The organism is Mucilaginibacter sp. PPCGB 2223 (assembly GCF_001705515.1).
Lineage (GTDB): Bacteria > Bacteroidota > Bacteroidia > Sphingobacteriales > Sphingobacteriaceae > Mucilaginibacter.
On record NZ_MDJS01000001.1, the window covers coordinates 2,241,502 to 2,259,294 of the forward strand.

The following is a 17,793-nucleotide window of genomic DNA, read 5'->3' on the forward strand; positions in this document are numbered from 1 at the left end:
GGTGTATTATTTATCGGTAAAAAACTCCTGCGGTTTAAGCTCGGCGTTCATTTGCGGGCTTACCAGCAAACCGGCGCAATACGGTTTATTTTTGATGTATTTGCCTACGTACGAGCGGAGGTCGGCCTTGGTCACTTTTTTCAGGTTCTCAACATAAGTGGTGAAGTAATCGATGGAAGCCGATGCCCACCAGAACGACAACACTTCTACAAAATCCGAAGTAACTTCCTGCTCGAACGATTGCCGTATCTCCAGTTTACGTTTGGCTGTTTCCACCTGTTCGTCGGTCACATAGTCCGGGCTGTCGAACAGTGCTATCTGGCGCTTCACCTCGGCAAGGCATTCTTTAACCTTGGCGGGATTAGGCACAACGGTAAGGTTAATAGGGCCAACATGCTCCAATGTTAAGTAACCAATATTAACCTGCAGCGCCAGGCCCGATTGCGTCAGCGCTTTGCTTAAAGTTGATGAGTTCTGGTTCAAAATGTACGAAAAAACGTCGGCGGCGTAGGTAGATGGTATATCATTGCGCGTATCCGGCCCCTGCCACTCCATTTCAATTACGGGTACCTGCGCCAGGTTCGATTCGACTACAAAATAATCTGTTTTCTTTAATGGTTTAAACTCCGGGACAGGCCATTTTTTGAACGGATCGAACTGCGAAGGCGCCCAATCGCCATAAATATTTTCAGCCTCGCGGAAAACATCTTCATGGTTAACATCGCCGGCAACGGTCAGCATCGAGTTATTGGGATAGTAGTATTTGTTTTTGATCGAATCCATCATGGCCGGCGTGGCCGAGCGGATGACATTGTGATCGCCGATGGTATTTTTACGGCTGTACAGATCGCCCCACATGTGATGATCCATGGCGTTATCGAGCGCATAGAACGGGCTCGACTCATCCTGCTGAAATTCGCCGTCGACCACCACATTTTCGCGGGCCATCTCGTCGGCATTAAAACTGGGGTACCGTATAGCCGAATTCATAAATCTCAGCCCTTGTTTCAGGTTCTTTTTGGGAAGGGTGAAGTAATAGCGCACATTTTCAACTGTAGTAGCGCCGTTAAAATCCATCCCAAGCTCGCTAACCCGGTTCATAAAATCAGTTTGGCTGGCATAATCCTTATTGGCCTTAAAAAACATGTGCTCGTACAGGTGGCTCAGGCCATTAAACTCGGGCGACTCGGTATAAGCGCCGTTTTTACACGTTATCACGATAGTTGCCAGGGGCACACTGTTATCTTCGACAACCAGCACATCAAGCCCGTTGGACAGCTTTTTCAGGAAAATATTCGACGGGAGCCTGGATTGCGCTTGCGCGAAGATAACCCCCAGGCATAAAACGGCAGAACAGCAAAGTTTTTTGATCATAAATTTTCGGTCATCAGCCGATAAATATAACAAATCGGCCATAAAAAAAATATGCATGGCAAATGTTACAAAATGTTAAATGCTGCCATGTTGTTTAAGCCTGAAATTTATTGCTACTTTAGTCGCTCAAATCCCCGATCATGTCGGTTCTTGTGTTAACTGTTATTATTTTAATTGGCGCCTACGCCGCGGGCCTTGTTGGTTCGCTAACAGGTTTGGGCGGCGCGGTGGTTATTATCCCCCTGCTTACTATCCTGCTTCATGTCGATATTCATTATGCCATTGGAGCCGCTTTGGTGTCGGTTATCGCCACCTCATCAGGTTCGGCGGTGGCTTATGTAAGGCAGGGTATCACTAACATGCGCCTGGGCATGTTTTTGGAGATAGCCACTACCAGCGGGGCCATTACCGGCGCAGTGATAGCTAAATATCTTCCCGTTAAATACATAGCGATTTTGTTTGGTTCAGTGCTCATCTTCTCGGCTATCATGTCGTTGCGAAAAAAGGCAGGATATATTAATAACGAGCCAAGCCCCCTATCGCAAAAATTAAAGCTTAACAGCAGCTACCCGGCAGCCGACAATACCGAAATCACTTATGGCGTGCGCAACGTGGCAGGCGGTTTTGTCATGATGATTTTTGCGGGTGTAATGTCGGGCTTGTTAGGGATAGGATCAGGAGCTTTAAAAGTTGTGGCTATGGACGGGATTATGCGTATCCCGTTCAAGGTATCCACCACCACCAGCAATTTTATGATAGGTGTTACCGCTGCCGCAAGCGCAGTGGTTTACCTGCAGCGCGGGTATATCGAACCGGGCCTGGCAATGCCGGTTGTTATAGGCGTATTGCTGGGTGCGTTTACAGGCTCGAAAATACTGGTGCACGCACAGTCGAACTGGCTACGGTACTTTTTTGCTGTGATTGTGAGCATACTGGCCGTGCAGATGATTTATAAAGGAATAACGGGAGGGATATGAAAGAAACTGAGGGCGGATCGATTAAAGATAAAGATATCCAGCAGCTGATAGGCTCGTTGTTGCGATGGGGCGTACTGCTATCCATGATCGTTGTGACTATCGGCGGTGTGATCTATCTGTTCCGGCACGGGCACAATATCAGCGATTATTCTACCTTCAAGCTTCAACCCGATTTTACCCGCGAGGTATGGCCCTTGTTACAAGGCGTTTTAGCCATCAAGGGCCGGGCCATTATACAGTTAGGCATTATGCTGCTCATCGCCACGCCGATTATGCGGGTATTATTTTCGGCCATCGGTTTTTTTTTAGAGAAGGATTACCTCTATGTAGCCATAACAGTACTGGTTTTGGCCATCATCATGTTCAGTATGTTTGGTGGTTTTGGCAGTTAAGGCACAATATTTTTACAAAGCATAATTTACCACTCTACTTTTTTGCATATACCGCTTGTTTTGAGCCGCTTACAGCTTAAAATCGCCATCACTATTTCGCCGGTTTTGTAGTCGTCACCCTCGCAAATTCGCATTCCGCCTTCTTCTGGTTCGGTTTTTGGAGTTATCACACCGGTGAGGCAGCCATGTACAACCTCACAAGAATAAAAAAACTTACAAGTACATGGGTGTTGTCGCCCAACACAAAACATTTTTTTATGAAGAAGCTAATTCTGTATTTCAGCATAATTTTGTTTGCAGCGCAGGCAAATGCACAAAAAAACTATTACTTAAAACCGGTTAAGATTGATAGCCTGGTAACGGTGTCGCTGCCGGTTGAATTTACCCGGACCAGCTCCGGCGGTCAGGATATCTTATCCGCTAACGGCAGTTACGGGTCGATGCTGGTTATCCGCAGTATTAACCCCCCATCGCAGCAAAGCGTAAAAAATCCCAATGGGCTGGATAACGTATTTAAAGAGTACGTTAAAAAAGTACAGCAGAGCTTATCCCAGGGCAGTATCGTAAATGACCATGATACTACCGTAGGCAAGCTTACCGCCCGCGATTTTGTTTTGCAGGTTGATACCGGCAGCGGTAGCCAATTGCGCCACTTTACCCTGGTTTATACCAAAAACGTGAGTTATACTTTTGAGTATCTGTACGATGATTTCAGGAAAGACCTGGCCATGGGAAATGAAGGCGTTTTTTAGTTCGATCAACGTATCGCCCGAATTAACTACGGCCGATCAGTATATTACCGCGCCCAGTCATTTCCCGGTAGTTACCGTGATTGTTAGTGCCGGTATATTATTGATCATAACAGGTGCGGTCGTATTCTTCAGGCGAAGGCCCAACCTGGCAACCTAATCGTTTCGCCTTTTACGCGGCAGTAAACCATCGTTCCACTTTTTTGAGTGCAGGAAAGCTTTGCCCTCGATCCAGGTTATCCAAAAGATGGTAACGAACACACCCACCGCCGAGCCTACGGTAACATCTTCAAAAAAGTGTTCGCTCAGGTAAACACGCGAGTAGGCAACCAAAAACGCAGCGCCCAGAAAGAGTATTCCCCAGCTTTTTTTGGGCGTTATATAGGTTAGGATCACCGCCGTCGAAAATGCAGATATGCTATGCCCCGATGGAAAGCTATGTGTTTCGAGCATCTCGACGCCCTTTACCAGGTACATACGGCTTACCTGATCCTTAAAATAGATAATCGGCCTCGGCGCATCGAACATAAATTTCAGCACCTGCGCCAGTATGGAAGTTACCGCATAACTGGTACCCATTAAAAAGCCCCACCGGTAATTAAACAACAGCAACAACAGGGTAATGATCACACAGGTTAAACCATCGCCCATGTGGGTATACCAGGCAAAAAAAACATCGCCAAAATCAAAATGCCAGCTGTTTACAGTAAAATAGATCTGCGATTTGGTAAAGAGCAGTTTAATGATCAGACAAGGCAGCAAAATACACAGGTATGAAATAAAAAACACTCGTATCTGCCGCAGGACTGTATAGATGCTGGTTTTCATGGGCGCAAGTTAATTAGTAATGCTTAGTTATCAATATAAAATTTTTTGGTTATGTTTGGTTTTAGCTTAAAACCGACCTCATGCCGACAAATATCTTCCGCAAAAAATCTATCGAAAAAATAGTCGCTGATTCCAAATCCGGGCTCGACGATGGCCATGGCATATCGCTCAATAAAGTTTTAACCGTGCGCGACCTTACCGCGCTGGGTATAGCGGCAGTTATAGGTGCCGGTATTTTTAGTACGGTAGGCCAGGCTTGTTTTGATGGCGGCCCTGGTGTGATCGTCCTGTTCATTATCTGCGCCATAGCCTGCGGTTTTGCAGCGCTTTGTTATGCGGAGTTCGCATCGCGTATACCGATGTCGGGCAGTGCGTATACTTACTCGTACGCCGCTTTTGGCGAAATTATTGCCTGGATCATCGGCTGGGATCTGGTGATGGAATATGCCGTGGGCAATATTACCGTGGCCATTTCATGGTCGGGCAACCTGACGAGTTTTCTGCATAACATCGGTTTAAAGATACCCGGCTTTTTAAGTAACAGCTTTTTTGATGTAAAGAGCAGTAATGCCAAATACCTCGACCTGGTAGCTAAGCACGACCTTAAAGGCGCTGCCGACCTTGCAGACATGCACCAGCTATGGGTTAATGCACCGCATATTGGTTCGTTGCCTGTCATTTTAAATATACCCGCGCTGGCCATCACCACGTTCATTACTTATTTGGTCTACATCGGCATCAGCGAATCGCGCAAAGCAAGTAACCTGATGGTGGCTTTTAAATTACTGGTGGTTGTAGCCGTAATCGCTATCGGTTTTTGTTATGTGAACCCTGCCAACTGGACACCTTTTATGCCTAACAAGTTTGCCGGCGTGATGAAAGGCGTATCGGCCGTATTCTTTGCCTATATCGGTTTTGATGCGATATCCACCACCGCCGAAGAATGTAAAAACCCACAGCGCGATTTGCCCCGGGGCATGTTTTACTCGCTGATCATCTGTACCGCTCTGTATGTGCTGGTAGCCCTGGTACTAACCGGCATGGTGCATTATTCAAAATTAAATACAGCCGATTTCCTGGCCAATGCCTTCAATGAGCGCGGGCTGAATTTCCTGGGCGGTATCATCGCCTTGAGTGCCATTGTGGCAACCACATCTGTGTTGCTGGTATTTCAGATAGGCCAGCCCCGGATATGGATGAGCATGAGCCGCGACGGTTTATTGCCGCCGCGTTTTTCGCGCCTGCACCCTAAATTCCAAACGCCGTCATTTGCCACCATAATTACAGGTTTGGTGGTGGGGATACCCGCTTTGTTTTTAGATTCGGAGATAGCCACGGCCCTTTGCAGCATAGGTACCTTGTTCGCGTTCGTGCTGGTTTGCGGTGGCATTTTGATATTACCCAAGGCCGAAAAAGGCAACGGCAAGTTCACGCTGCCCTATATCAATGGTAAATTCATCATCCCGGTTTTGCTCATCGTAGCCGTAGGCTTCACGCAATGGCAGGCGCCCGGTTTCTTCAGCAATTTCTTTTTAAACTATTCTGACGGTGATGCCACCCATTCGGCGACACACGTGTTTATGGAAAAGCTGCCATATTTTGTTTTCGCCTTGTTGGTTTTAGCCATAGCTGTTGCCGGCTACTTTAAAAACTTCTCGCTTATCCCGGTACTCGGCTTAATGTCGTGTTTCTACCTGATGACAGAATTAGGCACCACCAACTGGCTGCGCTTTTTAATATGGCTGTTGATAGGTCTCGTCATCTATTTTACCTACGGTGTAAAGAAAAGTAAACTGGCCAAAGAAAGCACTCCCCCAGCGGGATAAAGCGTATATTTGCGCAAATGAATTACATCCAGACTATTGGTTACCTGGCTGCTTTTGGCACCACGGTTTCGTTTTTACCGCAGGCTGTTAAAACCATCCGCACCAAGGATACTACGGGTATATCGCTGTCGATGTATTTTTGTTTTACGCTGGGTACTTTGCTTTGGCTGATATATGGCGTTTTAAGCGGCCAATACCCTGTAGTAACAGCCAATGCCATTACTTTTTTGTTTGCCGTTACCATCCTCATCTATAAAATTAAATACAAGTAATTATTTCTCTCCAGGAAAAACACAAAATTGCCTTTTATAGTTGTATCTATCACATCTATATTATGTCATTGTGAAAAAATTATTAATTATTATCTTATGCTTCGCCGGGTTAAATACACAGGCCCAGGTTGTTGACAGCGTTAAAAAAGACCTTTTTACCGCCCCCGATACGGTAAAGCATTTACACAGCAAGGTACTCTCACTGGTTGTGCCTGCCGGGTTGATCACTTATGGCGTTGCATCGTTTATCATCGATCCCATCCGCCGGCTCGACTACTCCACCAATAACGAAATACAAAAGACCGACCCGGATTTCAGCAGCAAGGCCGAAAATTATTTTCAGTTCGCACCCGTAATATTAACCTACGGCTTAAACCTGGTAGGTGTATCCGGTAAAAATACGTTTATCGATCGCACAGCATTATTGGGGCTTTCGGGCGGTATTTTAGGCATTTCCGCCACGATAACCAAACACGCCACGCACAGGCTGCGCCCAAATGGCGCCGATTACCTGTCATTCCCTTCAGGGCATACATCTACCGCTTTTTTGGGTGCCGAGTTTATGGCCCAGGAGTTTACCGGTAAATCAAAATGGTACGGCATACTGGGTTATAGCATTGCTACTACAACGGGTGTTTTCAGATTGTATAACCACGACCACTGGCTGAGCGATGTTGTGGCCGGTGCGGGCTTCGGGATCATGTCGACCAAATTGTCTTATCTCATCTACCCTTATATCCGTAACGCGCTCACCCATACTGATAACAAGACGGGCAAAAAAACCATGCTAACACCCTCCTATCAGGACGGCACAATGAGTTTTACTTTTGTGAAGGAGTTGTAAAGCCCCACCCAACCCTCCCCGGTAGGGAGGGCTTGTAAAATATTCTATCAAAAGTCTCCCCTTCCGGGGGAGATTTAGAGGGGGCTTATCGTTTAATCCTCCTCAGCTCAACGGTGTTCGGATCGGACAACATTAACGGCACCTTCTCCACCGTAACAAAGCTCAGGTCGAGGCCAAAGCTCCGCTCTTCCGAAAGGCTTCCCTTTTTGAGCAGGAAATAATAGTTCATGATGAATTTTTCGTAAAAAGACAGGTTGTGCGAGCGCGACAATATTTTCTCCAACACAATAAAGCGGAAATCGCCCACGATGCGGTGCCTGTTCAACGATTTATATTGGCTGGTAATATCCACCTCGCCGTTCTTCACCAAATCTTCCACTACTTTACGGAACAGGATGTTCACACCCTGATCAACCCGGAAGCCCAAACGGAAGTCAATACGGATCAGCTTATTGGGGATGAGCACTTTTACATCGTACTCGCGTGTGTGCGGTTCGTCCATTACGTTAACGTGCACCAGCCAGTACACGTCGGCACGCTTGGGTTGCTTTTGCAGGATAGAGTAAATGATCTTCGATTCGATCTCCGAATCGAAATTGGCGCTGGTTAAATACACCAGTTGCGAAGCATATTTAGGTACGGTTTCATCTTCGCTCAGCTCTTTAATGATCGGGAAGTAATCGCTCACCTCGATGAACTTTACATAGCGGTTACGTATCTTCCGCGCCGTATGCCATGCCCACATCACCGAAAACAACACTGTACCGATAGTTACCGTGAACCAGCCACCATGCAGGAACTTGAACATATTACTTACCAGGAAAGCCATCTCGATAGTGATGTAAACCGCCAGGAAGATGTAGATGAGATACATCGGGAAGTTCTTGGCTTTGAGGAAACGCGAAACCAATATGGTGGTAGAGAGCATGGCTATAGTGATGCTCAAACCATAGGCCGCCTCCATATTTTCGGAATGTTTAAACTGCGCGATAACACCTAAACAACCCGCCCACAACAACCAGTTAACACTGGGCACATATAGCTGACCGCGTTCGTCGGTGGGATAAACGATCTTTAATTTGGGCCACAGGTTCAAACGGATAGCTTCGGCGATGAGCGTGAAAGAACCCGAGATCAAAGCCTGGCTGGCGATTACCGCAGCCACTGTAGCTATACCGATGCCATAAATCAAAAACCACTCGGGCATAATATGATAAAACGGGTTAATGGTAACCTGGTGCCCCGCCTCCTGGTGGACAAGCGTTTGCCCGGTATGCTGCAACAGCCAAACACCCTGACCCAAATAGTTAAGCACCAGGCTTATTTTAACATAAATCCAGCTTACGCGGATGTTTGCCCGGCCGCAGTGGCCAAGATCCGAATACAAAGCTTCGGCGCCCGTGGTACACAGAAATACCGCGCCAAGCACGATAAAGAAATTAGGATCGTTGATGAGCAGATGGATAGCATAATAAGGGTTCAACGCCTTAAAGATCATCGGCATTTTGACGATATAGGTCATGCCCAGAACGCCCATCATGGTAAACCAGATGAACATAATGGGGCCAAAGCCTTTGCCTACCAGCGCGGTACCAAAGCGCTGTATTAAAAACAGAATGGTTAAAATGATGACAACGATATACACCGTGGGTAAATGCGGATAAAGGATATCCAACCCTTCGATGGCCGATGAAACGGTAATAGGTGGAGTGATGATGCCATCGGCCAGGAGTGCGCAACCGCCCACAATGGCCGGTATGAGCAGCCATTTGGCTCGCCGGCGCACCAGCGAGAACAGGGCGAATATGCCGCCCTCGCCTTTGTTATCGGCCCTTAGGGTGATCACCACATATTTTAACGTTGTTTGTAGCGTAAGCGTCCAGAAAATACAGGAAATACCGCCCAGGATCAGGTCGGCGTTGATAACATCTTTACCTACAATAGCCGTAAAAACATACAATGGGGATGTACCGATATCACCATAAATGATACCTAAACTGATCAAAAACCCCGCCGCGGATAACCTGGTGAAGTGATTATTATGTGATGACATTTAAAAAAAGAAAAGAATGTTGACTAAATTTACTAACCTATTGAACCTATTTTACGTATATGTATCTAAATTATAAACCGATACAAAAAAAGGGCTTAATTTTGGTATCGGCAAGGCATTGTTAAATAATGTTAAAATTTAAATTCAATATCATAGTATTTTAATTTGGAACGACTTTTATAGCTATTTTTGTAAAATATTTTATGAGGAAACTTTACCAGCCAATATTTTCATTTTTTATGCTGATCGCCATGGCGGCCAACATAAATTATGCTTATGCGGATGGTAAAAAACCTGTAACTTCCGACACCACAAGGTTAGCAAAAGTTTTCACCAATAAAAACGACAAATCCTATCTAAAAAACGGGATTAAAGTACCCCTGCCACCTTTAAAGCCAAACGTTACCATTTACAGCACCAAAATCAGCTTCTCGCGTACCGATGGCGACCGTTTGGTGAGCAACGTACAGGTTTATCCAAACCCTATTACCGACCAGATCAACCTGCGCTACAACGTCAATAAAAACAGCAGCGTTACCATCAAGATCATGGATATCCTGGGCAACGAGGTGATGACCTTGTTCTCGCAACGCGTCGACCCGGGCGAGCAGAAATTCACATTTAACCTCAACAATAAGCTTTCGAGCGGTTTTTATTTCGTACGCCTGGTTGCCGGCAGCGAGTCTGTTATCAAGCGGATCTCCATTCTGTAAGCCCCCCAGCCCCCTAAAGGGGGAGTTCGTGTATTGTGTATTTTACACTCGTTTTCATCCAAAATTTTTATTTTCGGCTTTATGAAAATAATAGCCATAGGCCGTAATTACGCCGAACATGCCAAAGAACTGAACAACCCTGTGCCATCGGTACCGGTGATATTTATGAAGCCCGATACTGCCATCCTGAAAGATAATAAACCGTTTTACCATCCCGATTTTTCGCAGGATGTGCACCACGAGATCGAGATCGTACTCAAAGTTTGCAAAGAAGGTAAAAACATCAGTGAGAAATTCGCGGCGGGTTATTTCGACGAGATCGGCCTGGGCATCGACTTCACCGCCCGCGATATACAGGCCCGCCATAAAGAAAAGGGCCTGCCCTGGGAACTGGCCAAAGCTTTTGATAACTCGGCACCCATCAGCAACTTTGTGCCGAAAGACAAATTTCCGGACTTGTACAATTTGAACTTTAAGCTCGACATTAACGGGCAGCCGCGCCAGGTTGGCAGCACCAGGGATCTTATTTTCACTTTCGAAAAACTTATTGCCTTTGTATCGGGTTATATTACTTTAAAAAAGGGCGATCTGATTTTTACCGGCACACCGGCAGGTGTAAGTAAGGTAAGCATCGGCGACCATTTGGAAGGTTATCTCGAAAACGAAAAAATGCTCGACTTTTACATTAAATAAAATATGCTGCGTAAACTTCCGGGATGTTTACTCATCTTATTTTTATCGTTCGCCGCCTTTGCGCAGGATGTTGTGCAAACGCACCAGTATCCTAAAGATGTTTTCCGTTACCCGCTCGATCTGCCGCCGACTACGGCCGGTTCGTTCGGCGAGTTGCGTTCCAACCACTTCCATTCGGGGCTCGATTTTAAAACCAATCAAACTACCGGCTACCCGGTGCATGCTGTATACGATGGCTATGTATCACGCATACGCATACAATTCGGCGGTTTTGGCCGGGCGGTTTACATCACACATCCTAACGGTTTTGTATCTGTTTACGGGCACCTGGAAAGGCTGGCACCCGAGCTGGCCAAAATTGTGCGCGATTATCAATACCAAAATCAAACCTGGGAGGCCGATATCCAATTATCACCCTTGCAAATGCAAGTTTATAAGGGGCAGGTTGTGGCATGGTCGGGCAACGCGGGGGCTTCGGCAGGGCCGCATGTGCATTTTGAGCTGCGCGATGCGCTTACCCAAGAAACCATCAACCCGCAATTATTTGGCTTAACCATCCGCGATAAGGTACCGCCAACCTTAACATCCATGTATGTTTATCATCTCAACGGATTACCCTTCAGCGAAAAAACAGCGAAAGACTTTTTCCAGGTAGCAGGTGCTAACGGCAAATACCACCTGGTACATCCTGGTGTGATCACTTTAAGCGGCGAAACAGGTTTCGGTATAAGTACTTATGATGTGAACAGCACATCCGCTAATCATAACGGCGCTTATTCGATACAGTTGAATGTAGACGATAAGCCGGTATATACCTTCGCGGTAGAGCGTTTCGCTTTCGATCAAACACATGCCATTAATGCCCATATCGACTTCCCCGCTTACTTGACAACCGGCCGCGAGATACAGAAAAGCTTTATTTTACCGGGTAATAAAATATCCATTTACCCGCAATCGGTAAACCGCGGGCTCATTAATTTTGAGGATGACGCCATACACCAGGTAGAGTATGTGGTGAAAGATGTGATGGGCAATACCTCTACCCTTAAATTTTCGGTACGTTTTAAACAGCAAACATCGCCTAAACCGGTACCTGCCGGAACTTTGTTTAAATACGATCAGCAAAATGTGTTTACCAGCGACAGGGTTAAGGTGGTCATCCCGCAAGGCAACCTGTACGATGACCTGTACTTTGACTATGGTATGCTATCGCACCGGCCGGGCGCGTATTCGGCAACCTATCATATCCACAACCGCTTTACGCCGATACACGATAGTTATGAGGTTTGGATAAAGCCCGACAGTACCATCGGCAATTATGTGAACAAAGCGGTGATAGTGAGTACCACCGGTGCCTGCGAGGGCGGCGAATACGTGGATGGTTACATCAAAGCCAACGCGCGTACTTTTGGCGATTTTTATATTAAATTAGACACCGTTGGGCCGCGTGTTACGCCGGTTAATATACACGACGGCGCCGGTATGGCCGGAGCAAGAACGATCTCCGTAAGGATAAGTGATAACCTATCGGGGATAAAAAGCTACAATGGTACTATTGATGGGCAATGGGTTTTGATGGAGTATGATTATAAAACCAAAGTTTTGATTTATACCTTTGATGGAAGCATCAAACCGGGCAAACATATTTTTAACCTGGCTGTTGCAGATAACAAAAATAACCTGACACAATTTACGACTACGTTTTACAGATAATCTATAGTTGAACCATGAGACAGGTATTAGTAGATCAAAGTATTGAGAAACTAAGGCTCGTCTACTTTTTACGCAGAGGGGCATTATTTGATCGTATCATGATCTTTTTTTTGGTAGCAATATGGCCAATAATTGTAATATGGAGCTATTTTGACACTATTGATGCCTTTATAATTTTAATATGGGTATTGGGATATAGTTGGTTTTTGGTTAGTTTATATTTTACCTATAAAATAGTAAAGGTATCAGGCAGTACGATAGAGCTCAACAAAGAGCTAATGTGGCAACTATTAGATAATGATTACAGAACTATTAATATGGGCCCCGAAAACCCTGATGTATTAAGGTTTGAGAGGTACTCTGGTATGTTAGATGAAAGGGTAAAAGCAATAACTATAATTTTTAAAGAGGCAGACTTATATATTAATACTCATTTTTACAGTATCTGGGAATTCCTGTTTTTTTCAGGATTTAGAGATTATTCTACATCTAAAAAAATCGCAAAAAGATTTAAAACAGAACTCGCAAAACAAGCAATACCTAAATTTACATAAACTAAGACATGGCAACATTAAAAGAAGGCGACAAAGCCCCCGATTTTACCGCAAAAGACCAAAACGGCAACGATGTTACCCTGTCGAGCTTCAGGGGCAAAAACGTTATCCTGTACTTTTACCCTAAGGACGATACCCCGGGCTGTACTTTGGAGGCCTGCAGTTTCAGGGATAATTACCAATCGCTGGTGGGCCAGGGGTTTGAGGTGATCGGGGTGAGCACCGACGACGAGAAATCGCACAAAAAGTTCGAAAAGAAATTTAACCTGCCTTTTACCCTGATTGCCGATAACGATAAAAAGATCGTAGAAGAGTACGGCGTTTGGGTTGAAAAGAACATGTACGGCAAAACTTATATGGGTACTGCACGCACTACGTTTATTATCAATAAGCAGGGCGTTATTCAGAACATCATCACCAAGGTTGATAATCAGAATGCTACGCAGCAGGTGCTGGACCTGTTGGGGTAGTTATTTTTGATTTATTGAATGATTGATTTTCTTACTCTATCATTCAGTCATTCAATAAATCAATTATTTCAAAATCAGTACAAACGTACCGCCGATAATCATCAGTGCGCCTATCGCCGATTTCAGGGTGATCTGTTCGCCCAAAAATATAGCGGCCAGCAATATAGCCAAAGCTACGCTTAGTTTATCGATGGGCGCTACCTGCTCTACTTTTCCTAATTGTAAAGCGCGGAAATAAAATAACCACGACAGGCCGGTAGCACAGCCGGAGAGGATAAGGAACGTCCAGTTTTGTTTATTAAACGAGTGCACACCACCGGCCACACCTTTGAAAAAAACGATGGCCCAGGCCAGGAAAACGATGACCACCGTACGGATGGCAGTCGCCAGGTCGGAATCGATGTTTTTAACGCCGATTTTGGCGAAGATGGCCGTTAAGGCCGCGAAGAAAGCTGAGAGTAAAGCGTATATCCACCACATATTCTTAATGATTGAAGGTTTGAGTTATTGAATGACTGAATTGTACTTTATTTCTGATTATATTCTGGAGTTTTTGCATTAGCGAAAATTTGAATTAAAATCAGATTTTGCGTTAGGGATTGCAGCGGATACCGGCCCGTGGCTAAGGCCCTGTGTAGTATGAGCGGAAAGCCCGGGCCGCAGGCAACGCCCAAAGCAAATTGCGTTTATACTAATTAATTAAAATTAACACAAAGGTGCAATAAATAAGCTTTAAAAAACTTGCATCTTTTCCCCTTCGCAAAATATCCCTCAACTTAATAATCGTATCACCGGTATGCGCAACACCAATATTTTTAACGTTACAAACACCCTGCACACTAAACCGCTACTCTTTTCCGTTTTACCACCACAAAAAAACAACATTGCTATATTTGTGTTTTAAAATAGCTAAATTTACCCATTATCAATAACTAATTAATGCTACTACATGTCTAACCAGGTTGATGATGCAGAATTGCTGCAGATGTTTCAGGATGAAAAGACCCGGAACCAGGCATTTAACCTGCTGCTAAAAAAATACCAGCAAAAAATTTACTGGCACATACGCCGCATGGTGATCGACCATGACGACGCCGATGACCTGGTGCAGGATGTATTTGTAAAAATATGGAAAAGCCTGCCGGGTTTCAGAAGCGACGCGCAACTGTACACCTGGATGTACCGTATTGCTACTAACGAGTGCATTACGTTTTTGAACCGTAAAAAGCTGAAGAACAATGTTTCGTTTGATGATGTATCGCACGAGTTGTCGGAATCGCTGACGGATTCGAGCTATTTTGACGGCGATAAAGTACAAAGCAAACTGCAAAAAGCTTTGCTCACCTTGCCCGAAAAGCAGAAGCTGGTTTTTAATATGAAATATTACGACGAGATGAAGTACGAGGAGATGTCGGAAATACTGGGCACGAGTGTGGGTGCGCTGAAATCGTCGTTCCACCTGGCAGTGAAGAAAATAGAAGCATATTTATTGTCGGAAGATTAATTGTCGATTAAACCTTTGCTCAAAAAATGTATCTATAGATAGATAATGACAGACGAAAGGGAAAATATGGAATGGATGAACGAATACCAGGCGTTAAAGCAGGTAAACCCTGCCAACCCGTTTGTTGTTCCGGCAAACTATTTCAGTGAGATGGAGCAGCAGGTTATGGCACGGATCCGCCTGGATGAGCTTGAAAAAGCGCATCCAAAGCAGGACTTTATGATTCCGGGTGATTATTTTGAGCAATTAACACAAAACATACAAAGCCGCATTGCGATTGAGCAGGCGGCTGAAGAGGAATTTACTGTACCCCAGGACTATTTTGATCAACTCGAACAAAATATACAAAGCAGGATTGCTATCGAACAGGCTTCGGAAGAAGAGTTTAGCGTGCCAGTGGGTTATTTTGAAGAGTTAGCACAAAATATTCAGAGCCGCATTGCCATCGAGCAGGCTGCGGAGGAAGAGTTTATCGTGCCGCAAGGTTACTTTGAAGAGTTGGAGCAAAATATCCAAAGCCGTATTGTTGTTGAGCAGTATACCGAAGAGGAATTTGCCGTACCACAGGGTTATTTTGAAGCTTTAGAGGGCAATATACTCGCTAAAACCACTTTGGTGCAGCAACAGGAAAAACCGGCTGCTAAAAAACAACCGGCAACAGTAGTGGGCATGTGGGCCAAACATGCGTTTAAATACGCATCGGCAGCTTGTTTTGCTGTAGTAGCCGGCACAGGCTTGTTTTTAAGCGAGTTTAATACCGACAGCAAGAGCGTATCGCACCAGCACTCGTATCTGCATAAAGTGGTTTCGAAAATACCGGATGACGAGATCGAAGCATTTTTACAGTTAAATACTACAGATGCTTCGCCTGCTTTAAATAATACAGATGTGAGCGAACTGCAGGCTGCACAGGGCACAGATCAGGATGAAACAAAAAATTAAGTGTTAATTATTGAAAAATAGTTAATATTGAACAGGATAATGAAGCATAAACTTGCCATATTGTTATTTGCAGCGGTTTTTCCGGCGATGGTATATGCCAACGAATACACCGGTCACCAGAAACAGGAGCGCCCTGTACGGAAGCCTGCAAATAAGCAAAAGGAGCGCTTTATTGATAAGATCGTCAGGATAAAAATGATGCGGAGCGCCTTTATTACCCGTCAGCTTGATCTGACACCGGCACAAAACGAAAAATTCTGGCCCATATATAACCAATACCAGGATGAGCTGACAGCCGCCCAGGTAGAACGAAGGATCAACAACTCGCCTAACGGGCCAAAAGGTTTGGAGCAATTGACCAAAGACAGGGCTATTACGCGTAAAATAGCCGATATTAAAGATCATTACCAAACTGAGTTTTTGAAGATACTTCCGCCTGAAAAGGTAAGCATGATCTATCAAAGCGAACAGCAGTTCAATGATGAACTGTTCAGAAAGTATAACGGCGAAAAAAATCAGGCCAATAACTGATGGGCTGTTTTATGAATAAGAAAGGCTTTCGGTAATAAACCGGAAGCCTTTCTTATTTTTGCAGCATGTTAAACTTACGGCAGCTGTTTTTAGATCATAACGCGCAAACTACACGTTTCCCGCTTTTGCTTCAATTTGAAAAAGCCAAAGGTGTTTACTTATATGATGCCGGCAACAAGCCGTATCTCGACCTGATATCAGGCATTGGCGTAAGCAACCTGGGCCACTCGCATCCGCGCATTGTTGACGCGGTTAAGGAGCAGGCCGAAAATTATATGCACCTGATGGTTTACGGCGAGTACGTGCAGGCACCGCAGGTAAAATTTGCGCATAAACTGGCATCGCTCCTGCCGCAATCGCTACAGTCGGTATACTTTGTAAACTCGGGCGCCGAAGCCGTTGAAGGCGCATTGAAATTAGCCAAGCGCTACACCGGCCGCAGCGAGATCATCGCCTGCAAAAACTCGTACCACGGCAGTACCCAGGGCGCTTTGAGCGTAATGGGCAACGAAGGATACAAACAGGCCTACCGCCCTTTACTACCCGGTGTAAGGTTTATCGAGTTCAATAATCCCACAGGCCTGGAGCAGATCACCGATCAAACCGCCTGCGTAATTATCGAGACCGTACAGGGCGAAGCCGGCATACGTGTACCAGATACAGAATACCTGCAAGCTCTGCGCAGCCACTGCACCGAAACCGGCACCCTGTTGATTTTAGATGAAATACAGGTAGCTTTTGGCCGTACCGGTAAGTTGTTCGCATTTGAGCATTATGGCATTGTACCCGATATTTTGTTGCTCGCCAAGGCTTTGGGCGGCGGTATGCCTATCGGGGCGTTCGTATCTTCAAACCAAATTATGTCGGCGTTAAGCGAAAAACCCATCCTGGGCCATATCACCACTTTTGGCGGCCACCCGGTATGCTGCGCGGCGGGCCTGGCTGCTTTAGAGACCTTGCTCAATGAACGACTGATTGAACAGGTTGCTGCAAAAGAGGCTTTGTTCAGACATTTGCTATCGCACCCATCGATCCGGGAAATAAGGGGAAAAGGTCTGATATTAGCCGCCGAACTCGAAAGTTTTGAGCTTAACAAAAAAGTGATAGACCGCTGTATTGAGCATGGCGTTATCGTCGACTGGTTTTTACATTGCAGTAACTCCATGCGCATTGCTCCGCCATTGATTATCAGCGAGAAGGAGATCGCACACGCCTGCCAGGTTATTACCGAAGCATTGGATTATTATACTGCGTGAATGCCATATTAACCTACCGGTAACTAACCTTTGTATCTAAAATAATACATTCGCGCAAAGCTTAAAAACCGCATTTTATCCTGTTTGCTAAACAATAGTGGC

General features: G+C 45.3%; 20 protein-coding genes. 16 read left to right on the forward strand and 4 right to left on the reverse strand.

Annotation, left to right across the window (positions count from 1 at the left end):
- Nucleotides 1–6: 6 nt before the first annotated feature.
- Nucleotides 7–1,374, reverse strand: a complete 1,368-nt coding sequence (locus tag BEL04_RS09705) for a pitrilysin family protein (protein WP_066003613.1) — start codon at nt 1,372–1,374, stop codon at nt 7–9.
- 140 nt (nt 1,375–1,514) lie between these two features.
- Here BEL04_RS09705 and BEL04_RS09710 point away from each other — a divergent pair, with 140 nt between their 5' ends.
- The 4 genes from BEL04_RS09710 (at nt 1,515) to BEL04_RS24255 (ending at nt 3,652) form a co-directional block, all read left to right on the forward strand.
- Nucleotides 1,515–2,351 carry a sulfite exporter TauE/SafE family protein gene (locus tag BEL04_RS09710; protein ID WP_066002760.1) on the forward strand — a complete coding sequence of 279 codons (837 nt, stop codon included), beginning with the start codon at nt 1,515–1,517 and terminating at the stop codon, nt 2,349–2,351.
- Nucleotides 2,348–2,743 (forward strand): DUF1634 domain-containing protein, encoded by a 396-nt coding sequence (locus BEL04_RS09715; RefSeq protein WP_066002761.1) that lies wholly within the window; start codon nt 2,348–2,350, stop codon nt 2,741–2,743. Before BEL04_RS09710 ends, BEL04_RS09715 begins: the two co-directional genes overlap by 4 nt.
- Nucleotides 2,744–3,000: 257 nt before the next feature.
- Complete coding sequence (locus BEL04_RS09720) at nt 3,001–3,495, forward strand: hypothetical protein (protein WP_139112969.1); 495 nt, start codon at nt 3,001–3,003, stop codon at nt 3,493–3,495.
- Nucleotides 3,479–3,652, forward strand: coding sequence for a hypothetical protein (locus tag BEL04_RS24255; RefSeq protein WP_175404039.1), 174 nt, complete (start codon nt 3,479–3,481; stop codon nt 3,650–3,652). The genes BEL04_RS09720 and BEL04_RS24255 overlap by 17 nt, the downstream gene beginning before the upstream one ends.
- Here the strand turns inward: BEL04_RS24255 and BEL04_RS09725 are convergent.
- The gene (locus BEL04_RS09725) at nt 3,649–4,320 is read right to left on the reverse strand and encodes a phosphatase PAP2 family protein (protein ID WP_066002763.1); all 672 of its coding nucleotides are present in this window, start codon (nt 4,318–4,320) and stop codon (nt 3,649–3,651) included. The genes BEL04_RS24255 and BEL04_RS09725 overlap by 4 nt on opposite strands.
- Before the next feature lie 80 nt (nt 4,321–4,400).
- On the opposite strand from BEL04_RS09725, the gene BEL04_RS09730 reads away from it, so the two are divergent.
- From BEL04_RS09730 to BEL04_RS09740, 3 genes are all read left to right on the forward strand, one after another.
- Nucleotides 4,401–6,146: an amino acid permease gene (locus tag BEL04_RS09730; protein ID WP_066002768.1), complete on the forward strand. Its 1,746-nt coding sequence runs from the start codon at nt 4,401–4,403 to the stop codon at nt 6,144–6,146.
- Between the two features lie 17 nt (nt 6,147–6,163).
- Nucleotides 6,164–6,418, forward strand: a complete 255-nt coding sequence (locus tag BEL04_RS09735; RefSeq protein WP_066002770.1) for a SemiSWEET transporter — start codon at nt 6,164–6,166, stop codon at nt 6,416–6,418.
- Nucleotides 6,419–6,488: 70 nt separating this feature from the next.
- Nucleotides 6,489–7,262 (forward strand): phosphatase PAP2 family protein, encoded by a 774-nt coding sequence (locus tag BEL04_RS09740; protein WP_175404040.1) that lies wholly within the window; start codon nt 6,489–6,491, stop codon nt 7,260–7,262.
- 85 nt (nt 7,263–7,347) lie between these two features.
- On the opposite strand, the gene BEL04_RS09745 is transcribed toward BEL04_RS09740, so the two are convergent.
- Entirely contained in the window at nt 7,348–9,315 is a 1,968-nt protein-coding gene (locus tag BEL04_RS09745) for a KUP/HAK/KT family potassium transporter (protein WP_066002772.1), read from the reverse strand.
- A gap of 203 nt (nt 9,316–9,518) precedes the next feature.
- On the opposite strand from BEL04_RS09745, the gene BEL04_RS09750 reads away from it, so the two are divergent.
- From BEL04_RS09750 to bcp, 5 genes are all read left to right on the forward strand, one after another.
- A complete protein-coding gene (locus BEL04_RS09750; RefSeq protein WP_066002774.1) occupies nt 9,519–10,028 on the forward strand; it encodes a T9SS type A sorting domain-containing protein in 510 nt (169 codons plus the stop codon).
- An 81-nt stretch (nt 10,029–10,109) separates the two neighbouring features.
- Complete coding sequence (locus tag BEL04_RS09755) at nt 10,110–10,721, forward strand: fumarylacetoacetate hydrolase family protein (RefSeq protein ID WP_066002779.1); 612 nt, start codon at nt 10,110–10,112, stop codon at nt 10,719–10,721.
- 3 nt (nt 10,722–10,724) lie between these two features.
- The gene (locus BEL04_RS09760) at nt 10,725–12,434 is read left to right on the forward strand and encodes a M23 family metallopeptidase (protein ID WP_083227841.1); all 1,710 of its coding nucleotides are present in this window, start codon (nt 10,725–10,727) and stop codon (nt 12,432–12,434) included.
- Between the two features lie 14 nt (nt 12,435–12,448).
- A complete protein-coding gene (locus BEL04_RS09765) occupies nt 12,449–12,988 on the forward strand; it encodes a hypothetical protein (RefSeq protein ID WP_066002781.1) in 540 nt (179 codons plus the stop codon).
- An 8-nt stretch (nt 12,989–12,996) separates the two neighbouring features.
- Complete coding sequence (gene bcp, locus BEL04_RS09770; RefSeq protein ID WP_066002783.1) at nt 12,997–13,458, forward strand: thioredoxin-dependent thiol peroxidase; 462 nt, start codon at nt 12,997–12,999, stop codon at nt 13,456–13,458.
- Nucleotides 13,459–13,521: 63 nt separating this feature from the next.
- On the opposite strand, the gene BEL04_RS09775 is transcribed toward bcp, so the two are convergent.
- Nucleotides 13,522–13,938 carry an EamA family transporter gene (locus BEL04_RS09775; protein ID WP_066002785.1) on the reverse strand — a complete coding sequence of 139 codons (417 nt, stop codon included), beginning with the start codon at nt 13,936–13,938 and terminating at the stop codon, nt 13,522–13,524.
- A 469-nt stretch (nt 13,939–14,407) separates the two neighbouring features.
- Between BEL04_RS09775 and BEL04_RS09780 the strand changes: the two genes are divergently transcribed.
- The 4 genes from BEL04_RS09780 to BEL04_RS09795 all read left to right on the forward strand — a co-directional run bounded on the left by BEL04_RS09780 (nt 14,408) and on the right by BEL04_RS09795 (nt 17,691).
- Nucleotides 14,408–14,962: an RNA polymerase sigma factor gene (locus tag BEL04_RS09780; protein ID WP_066002788.1), complete on the forward strand. Its 555-nt coding sequence runs from the start codon at nt 14,408–14,410 to the stop codon at nt 14,960–14,962.
- Between the two features lie 45 nt (nt 14,963–15,007).
- On the forward strand, nt 15,008–15,904 hold the full coding sequence (locus BEL04_RS09785) for a hypothetical protein (protein WP_066002790.1): 897 nt from the start codon (nt 15,008–15,010) through the stop codon (nt 15,902–15,904).
- A gap of 39 nt (nt 15,905–15,943) precedes the next feature.
- Nucleotides 15,944–16,435 (forward strand): hypothetical protein, encoded by a 492-nt coding sequence (locus tag BEL04_RS09790; RefSeq protein WP_066002791.1) that lies wholly within the window; start codon nt 15,944–15,946, stop codon nt 16,433–16,435.
- A 65-nt stretch (nt 16,436–16,500) separates the two neighbouring features.
- Nucleotides 16,501–17,691, forward strand: coding sequence for an aspartate aminotransferase family protein (locus BEL04_RS09795; protein ID WP_066002792.1), 1,191 nt, complete (start codon nt 16,501–16,503; stop codon nt 17,689–17,691).
- The last annotated feature ends 102 nt before the right edge of the window (nt 17,692–17,793 follow it).